4 protein-coding genes are annotated in these 6313 nt (G+C 70.9%); 1 reads left to right on the forward strand and 3 read right to left on the reverse strand.

Going from position 1 to position 6313, the window contains the following annotated elements:
- Positions 1 to 432: 432 nt before the first annotated feature.
- Complete coding sequence (locus E9998_RS20710; protein WP_158299911.1) at positions 433 to 3729, reverse strand: AfsR/SARP family transcriptional regulator; 3297 nt, start codon at positions 3727 to 3729, stop codon at positions 433 to 435.
- Positions 3730 to 4254: 525 nt separating this feature from the next.
- Between E9998_RS20710 and E9998_RS20715 the strand changes: the two genes are divergently transcribed.
- Positions 4255 to 4542: a LuxR C-terminal-related transcriptional regulator gene (locus E9998_RS20715; RefSeq protein WP_136531593.1), complete on the forward strand. Its 288-nt coding sequence runs from the start codon at positions 4255 to 4257 to the stop codon at positions 4540 to 4542.
- A gap of 4 nt (positions 4543 to 4546) precedes the next feature.
- Here the strand turns inward: E9998_RS20715 and E9998_RS20720 are convergent, their stop codons facing one another.
- Together E9998_RS20720 and E9998_RS20725 are read right to left on the reverse strand one after the other, a co-directional pair.
- Positions 4547 to 5404, reverse strand: a complete 858-nt coding sequence (locus tag E9998_RS20720; RefSeq protein ID WP_136531594.1) for a carbohydrate ABC transporter permease — start codon at positions 5402 to 5404, stop codon at positions 4547 to 4549.
- Complete coding sequence (locus E9998_RS20725; protein ID WP_136531606.1) at positions 5394 to 6302, reverse strand: carbohydrate ABC transporter permease; 909 nt, start codon at positions 6300 to 6302, stop codon at positions 5394 to 5396. Before E9998_RS20725 ends, E9998_RS20720 begins: the two co-directional genes overlap by 11 nt.
- Between the last annotated feature and the right edge of the window lie 11 nt (positions 6303 to 6313).

Below are 6313 nucleotides of genomic sequence, written 5' to 3' on the forward strand. Positions count from 1 at the left end.
TCGAAGTTGGGGGTGCCGCCGGGAGGGACGCGGTCGCGTTCCGCCGCAGGCGGTGTGGCGCTCACACAGGGGAGGGGTGCCGGAACGACGTCGGCGTCGGGGCGGCGGTGGGGGGCCGGTGCTGGGTCACGGACCGATCATGGCCCAAGCCGGGGCCGAGTACACGCATTCGGGTGAAACATGAACCGATGGGACCACGCGATGACCATCCGGTGTCAGGTTGCGCCTCGGCGGCAACCGAATGGCGCGCGACGCGTCCAAACCAGACGTGATCGGACGCTGAACGGCCCGTGTACCGAAGGGAACGGCGACGATGCGATGCGGTCACGGCGCGCCGACGCGTCCCCGCAACCGGCTGGTAACACGGCCGCATCCTCGCGTTTCACCGGAGGCCGCCGACGCGGCCACCGTCCCGGTGCCGCGGAACCTTTTTCAGTAAAGGTCCATTGTGTATTTCTTTGGCATGGGCGCGCCCATCGCCTCGTACAACTGCCGCGCCTGTCGCCAATGGCCTTTCGCGGCGGCGGCGTCCCCTCGTTCGAACGCAGCGGCGCCGAGGATCCACAGCGAGCACGAGACCGCCGCGCGGTGCCCGGTGGGCCGCAGGAGGTCCAGTGCGCGCCTGGCGATCTCGCCCGCGCGCCGGGTCCGGCCGCGGCGCAGGTGCACCTCCGCCATGAGGTTGAGGGCCGATCCCTCGGCGATCCGGTAGCCGCCCTCCCGGGCGAGCGCGAGGGCGCGGCGGGCGTCGGCGCGGGCGGCGTTGAAGGCGCCCAGGCCGATCCGACCGGCGGCGCGCTCGACGAGGGCCTTGATCGTGGTCGCCGCGAGGTCCTCCTCGGCGACGCGCAGGCCGTGCGTGGCGGTGTCCACGGCCTCCTCGTGGCGTTCGAGCCGGTTGAGCGCCAGCGCGAGCCAGATGAGCCCGTCCGCGGTGCGCTTGCGGTCGCCCTGCTCGCGGCCCTGGCGGACCACGGCCTCGGCGTAGGCGAGCGCGTTGTCGTACTCGCCGAGGGCCGAGCACAGCGCCGTCATCGACTCCGCGGTCGGCGCCCCCAGCTCGCCTTCGCCGCGGTCGGCCTCCAGCTTCATGGCGCGCACCGCGTAGTCCTCGGCCGCCGCGAGCGAGCCGAGGTCGATGGAGGTCTGCGCGAGGTCGTTGAGGTGCGCGGTCTGGAGGCGCGCGTTGCCGATCTCCTCGGCGATCCCGAGCGCCTCGGTGTGCAGCAGGAGTTCTTTGTGGAGGTCGCCGAGCGCGCCGTGGACGACGCCGAGCGCGGCGAGGTTGACGCTCTGCGCGCGCCGCCTGCCGTTGGCGAGGTTCATCGTCAGCGCGGCCTCGCCGTGCTCCACTGAGGTGCGCAGGCGCCCGATCTGCCAGCAGGCGAACATCATGTTGTGGTGCGCCGAGGCCCGGCCGGCGTCCCAGCCGATGCGCCGCGAGAGCGTGATCGCCCGCTCGGCGTGCGGCACGACCTTCCGGAAGTCGCGCGCCTTGAGGTACACCGTGGACAGGCACAGCTCGGCGACGGCCTCGCCGCGGGCGCTGCCGACCGACCGCGCGCTGCGCAGGGCCGCGAGCGCGAGTGCGAGGAAGTCGGCGCACGAGAGCTGCGCCCAGGCGTGGCTGCGGAGGATGTCGGCGAGGCGCCACGCCACCGAGTCCTCGCGGCGGTCCCCGGAGTGGCGGGCGAGGGCGATGAGGTTCTCGCGTTCGTCCTCCAGCCACCGCAGCGCCTCCTCGGGGTCGTCGAGCGCCGAGACCGCCGTGGTCTCCAGCAGCCGGGCCGAACCGGGGTAGCGGCTGCGGCACGCGGCGTCGGCGGTCGCCAGGTACCACTCCAGCAGGCGCCCCATCGCCGCCGTCCGCGCCCGGTCGGTCGGTTCGAGGAGGTCGTTCGCGTAGTCGCGCAGCAGGTCGTGCAGATGCAGGCGCCCCCGCCCGCCGCGGATCACCATGTGCGCGTTGACGAGCTGCTCGACCGCGCGTTCGGCCACGGCCCGCGAGGTGTCGGCGAGGACCGCCACCGAGTCCACGGTGAGCGTCCGCACCGGCGCGATCCCCAGGAACCGGAACACGTGCCGGGCCTCCTCGGGCAGCGCCATGTACGAGCCGTCGAACGTCGCCCGCATGGCCGTGTGCGGGCTGTCGCCGATGCGCAGCGCCTCCACCTGCCCGCCGCTGGAGAGCCGCTCGGTGAACCCGCCGATGCCCAGGTCCGCGCGGTCGGCGAGGTTCGCCGCCGCGATCCGCAGCGCCAGCGGCAGGTAACCGCAGCGCCGCGCCAGCTCGTCGATCTCGGGGTCCTGCGAGGACCGCGCCACCCGCAGCAGCGCCTTGAGCAGCTCCACGGCCTCGTCGTGGGCCAGCGGCGCCTGGTTGAGCAGGTACCCCCCGCGCCGGGCGAGGAGGTCCCCGAGCTGGTTGCGGCTCGTGACGATCACCAGCGAGCCGGGGCTGCCCGGCAGCAGCGGCGCGACCTGCTCGGCCGAGGCGGCGTTGTCCAGCAGCAGCAGGAGCCGCTTCCCGGCGGTCTCGGTGCGCAGCAGGGCCGCGGCCTGGTCGGTCTCGGCGGGCACCTGCTCCTCGGCGAGGCCCAGCGACCGCAGCATCGCCGTCAGCGCCTCGATCGGGCGCAGCGCCGGGACGGCCGAGAACCCGCGCAGGTTCAGGAAGAGCTGCCCGTCCGGGTAGTCGCCCGCGACCAGGTGCGCCCAGTGGACCGCCGAGGCGGTCTTGCCGACCCCGGCCATGCCGGAGATGACCACGATCGGCGCGGGCGGGATGCCGTCGTCCGCGTCGCCGAGCCTGGCGCCCTCCAGGAACCGCAGCTCCCCGTCCCGCCCTGCGAACCCGGCCACGTCCGCGGGCAGCTCGCGCGGCGTCGCCGAGCGCCGCTCGCCCAGCTCCACCGGCGGGCCGGGCAGCGCGATCCACGTGCCCTCGATGCTCTCGGTCGCCACCGACTCCAGCCGCTCGTCGCGGTGGAGTATTGCATGGTGCACCCGCTGGAGCAGCGGCCCCGGATCGATGCCCAGCTCCTCCCCGAGGACCTTGCGCGACTCGCGGAACGCCTGGAGCGCCTCGGCCTGGCGCCCGGCCCGGTACAGCGCGAGCATCCGCAGCGCCGTCAGCCGCTCGCGGAACGGGTGGGCGCGCACGAGCGCCTCCAGGTCCCCGATGAGGGACGCGTGCATCCCCATGTCGAGGTTGACCTCCAGCAGCTCCTGCTGCGCGAGCAGCCGGTCCTCCCCGAGCCGGTGCGCCTCGGCGGCGATCGGGCCCACCGACGGCACGTCCTCGTACGGCTCGCCCCGCCACAGCCGCATGGCGTTCGCGAAGCCCGTGGCCGACTCCTCGACCCTGCCCCGGCCCCGCGCCTCCCGCGCCCGGGACGCGAGCACGTCGAAGGCCTTCGCGTCGAAGTCCTCCTCGCCCACGCGGATGCGGTAGCCCGAGGACTCCCTGACGATCCGCCGCTCCTCCGCTAGTGAGCGGCGCAGCCGGTGCAGGTAGACCAGCAGCGACTTCCGCGACTGCTCGGGCGCCGACCCCTCCCACACCGCCTCTTCGAGGACGTCGACGGGCACCGGCTGGTCGGAGCCGGCCAGCAGCGCCGCGAGCAGCCGCCGCTGCACGATCGAACGCAGCGGCAGCGGTTCGCCGTCGCGGATCACTTCAATGGGGCCGAGTACTTTGAAATCGAGCGTGCCAGATTTGCCTTGCATCGTCACCGGTCTCGCAAGTGGAGTACTTCTCTCCGCACAGGATAATGCAGCGCGACACCTGTTTTTGCAATGAATCCGCTTGCACCCCAATGCACTCAGACCCCACTGCGGCCCCGGGGCACCGCCCGCCGCAGTGGCCCCCGCGCGACCTGCGCCGCGCCAGACGCACCGATACGCCATCAAATGAGCCATCGACGCACCCTGTGAACTTCTCGGCCAAACCAGTAAGATCACTTGTTGTCGGGCGAATCGCCCCCGACAATTACGGACAAGGCCCATTCGACGCCTCCCCGGCCGCACGCGATCGTGCATTCGCCGTTACTCGCCGTGTAAGTGTCGAGTAATCCATCTGTAAGCGCCGCTCGGCATCCTGGTCTCGAAGTGATCCCCGGCGCGTCCGCGCGCCCGGCCGAGCCCTCGGCCGGCCCGCGGCGACCCCCGCGCCGCACCGTCGACACGCGCGCCCGCCCGCCGCGGCCCTCAGGCCGCCCGCCCGCGGGCCGCGCGGTGAGGAGAGCGACCCGAATGCCTGGCAGCCGTTACCCCGACCTAGAACCGATCGACCACATCACCCCGAGGCAGCGCCAGATCCTCATACACCTCATACGCGGCAAGACCCGCGAGGTCATCGCCAAGGACCTCTACCTCTCGCGCAGCACCGTCAACCGCGACATCAAGGAGATGACGGACGTCCTCGGCGCCTCCTCTCCGGAGGCCCTCGGCGCCCTCGCCTACCGCGCGGGCTTCCTCGGCGACGAGCACTTCGGAGGCTCGCGCCGCCACCACCCGGCGACGAGTCTGAGGGCCGCCTGAACGCTCACTTCATGCCGGTCGTCGAGATCCCCTTGATGAGGTAGCGCTGGCCGAGCAGGAAGACGAGGAACATCGGCAGGAGCGAGACGACGCTCATGGCGAACATGGACCCGTAGTCCGAACTCGACTGCGCGTCCAGGAAGCCCCTGAGCGCCAGCGACACCGGCCAGAACTCGGGCAGCCGCAGGTACACCAGGGGCCCGAAGAAGTCGCCCCAGGTCCAGATGAAGGTGAAGATCGCCGTCGTCGCCAGCGCCGGGACGATGAGCGGGAAGGTGATGTTGAGGTAGCACCGGAAGTGCCCCGCGCCGTCGATGCGGGCCGCCTCGAAGATCTCCTTGGGCAGTCCTCGGATGAACTGGACCATGAGGAACACGAAGAAGGCCTCGGTGGCGAGGAACTTCGGGGCGATGAGGGGCAGGAAGGTGTTGAGCCAGCCCAGCTCCTTGAAGATCACGAACTGCGGCACCATGAGCACCTGGAACGGCAGCATGATCGAGCCGAGCATGACGGCGAAGGCGAGGTTGCGCCCGCGGAAGCGCAGCCGCGCGAACGCATAGGCCGCCAGGGAGCACGAGACGAGGTTCCCGACGATCGCGCCGAAGGCGATGACCGCGGAGTTGACCAGGTACACCTCGAACGGCGACTGGAGGTCGCTCCAGCCGTGTTCGCAGTTCTCGGTGGTGAGGTCGGCGGTGAAGACGCTGAGGTCGCGGAAGATGTCGGCGTTGGGCTTGAAGCTCGACACCAGCAGCCGCACGAGCGGGTACACCATCACGGCGCACAGCGCGATGAGCATGGCGTGCTTGGCGATCGAGCGGAGCCGCCGCGCCAGGGGGACCGTTCGGGTCTCAGTCGTCATAGAACACCCAGTACTTCGAGAGCCAGAAGTTGACGGCGGTGAAGGCGGCGACCACGAGCACGAGGAACCAGGCCATCGCCGAGGCGTAGCCCATGTCGAGCTCGGTGAACGCCTCCTTGTAGAGCAGGAGCGTGTAGAACATGGTCGCGTCGCCGGGGCCGCCGCAGACCACATAGGCCTGCGTGAACGCCTGGAACGCGAAGATGACCTGGAGGACCAGGTTGAAGAACACGATCGGCGTCAGCAGCGGCAGCGTGATCGAGAAGTACCGCCGCGCCCTGCCCGCGCCGTCGATGGCGGCGGCCTCGTAGAACATCTCCGGGACCTGCCGGAGCCCGGCCAGGAAGATCACCATGGGGGAGCCGAAGGTCCACACGTTGAGGACCACGAGCGTGCCGAGCGCCAAGTCGGGGTAGCCGATCCATCCGGGACCGTCCACACCGAACCATGCGAGCGCGCCGTTCACCAAACCGTCCTTGCCGAAGACCTGGCGCCACAGGATCGCGATCGCGACCGATCCGCCAAGGAGGCTCGGCAGGTAGAACACCGAGCGGTACAGCGGCAGGCCCCGCATCCCCTTGTCCAGCAGCAGGGCCAGCGCGAGCGCGAGGGCGAGCTGGAGGGGGACGCCGACGAGCACGTAGACGGCGGTGACGCGGAAGGAGTTCCAGAACCGGGCGTCGCCGAACATCGCCGCGAAGTTCTCCAGACCGATCCACTGCGGTGGCTGAAAGAGGTTGTAGTCGGTGAACGACAGGTAGAGCGAGGCAGCGACAGCGAGCTGAGTGGATGGTGCCAGACCGCGTTTGCGACCGGGCGGCCTCAGCCCCGAGCAGCAAGAAAGATCGCCTCGCGCCGGACTGGGTGCGCTGCTTCGGCCCGGTCTTTGACTTGTCAGAGGGGCTGCAG

Origin of the sequence: Glycomyces paridis, assembly GCF_004912155.1 — a bacterium.
Classification (GTDB): domain Bacteria; phylum Actinomycetota; class Actinomycetes; order Mycobacteriales; family Micromonosporaceae; genus Glycomyces; species Glycomyces paridis.

What these genes read in the sequence shown, in the direction of transcription:
- E9998_RS20720 (WP_136531594.1), bottom strand. Translation starts at nt 5,404, where the DNA reads ATGACGACTGAGACCCGAACGGTCCCCCTGGCGCGGCGGCTCCGCTCG.
- E9998_RS20715 (WP_136531593.1), top strand. Translation starts at nt 4,255, where the DNA reads ATGCCTGGCAGCCGTTACCCCGACCTAGAACCGATCGACCACATCACC.
- E9998_RS20710 (WP_158299911.1), bottom strand. Translation starts at nt 3,729, where the DNA reads ATGCAAGGCAAATCTGGCACGCTCGATTTCAAAGTACTCGGCCCCATT.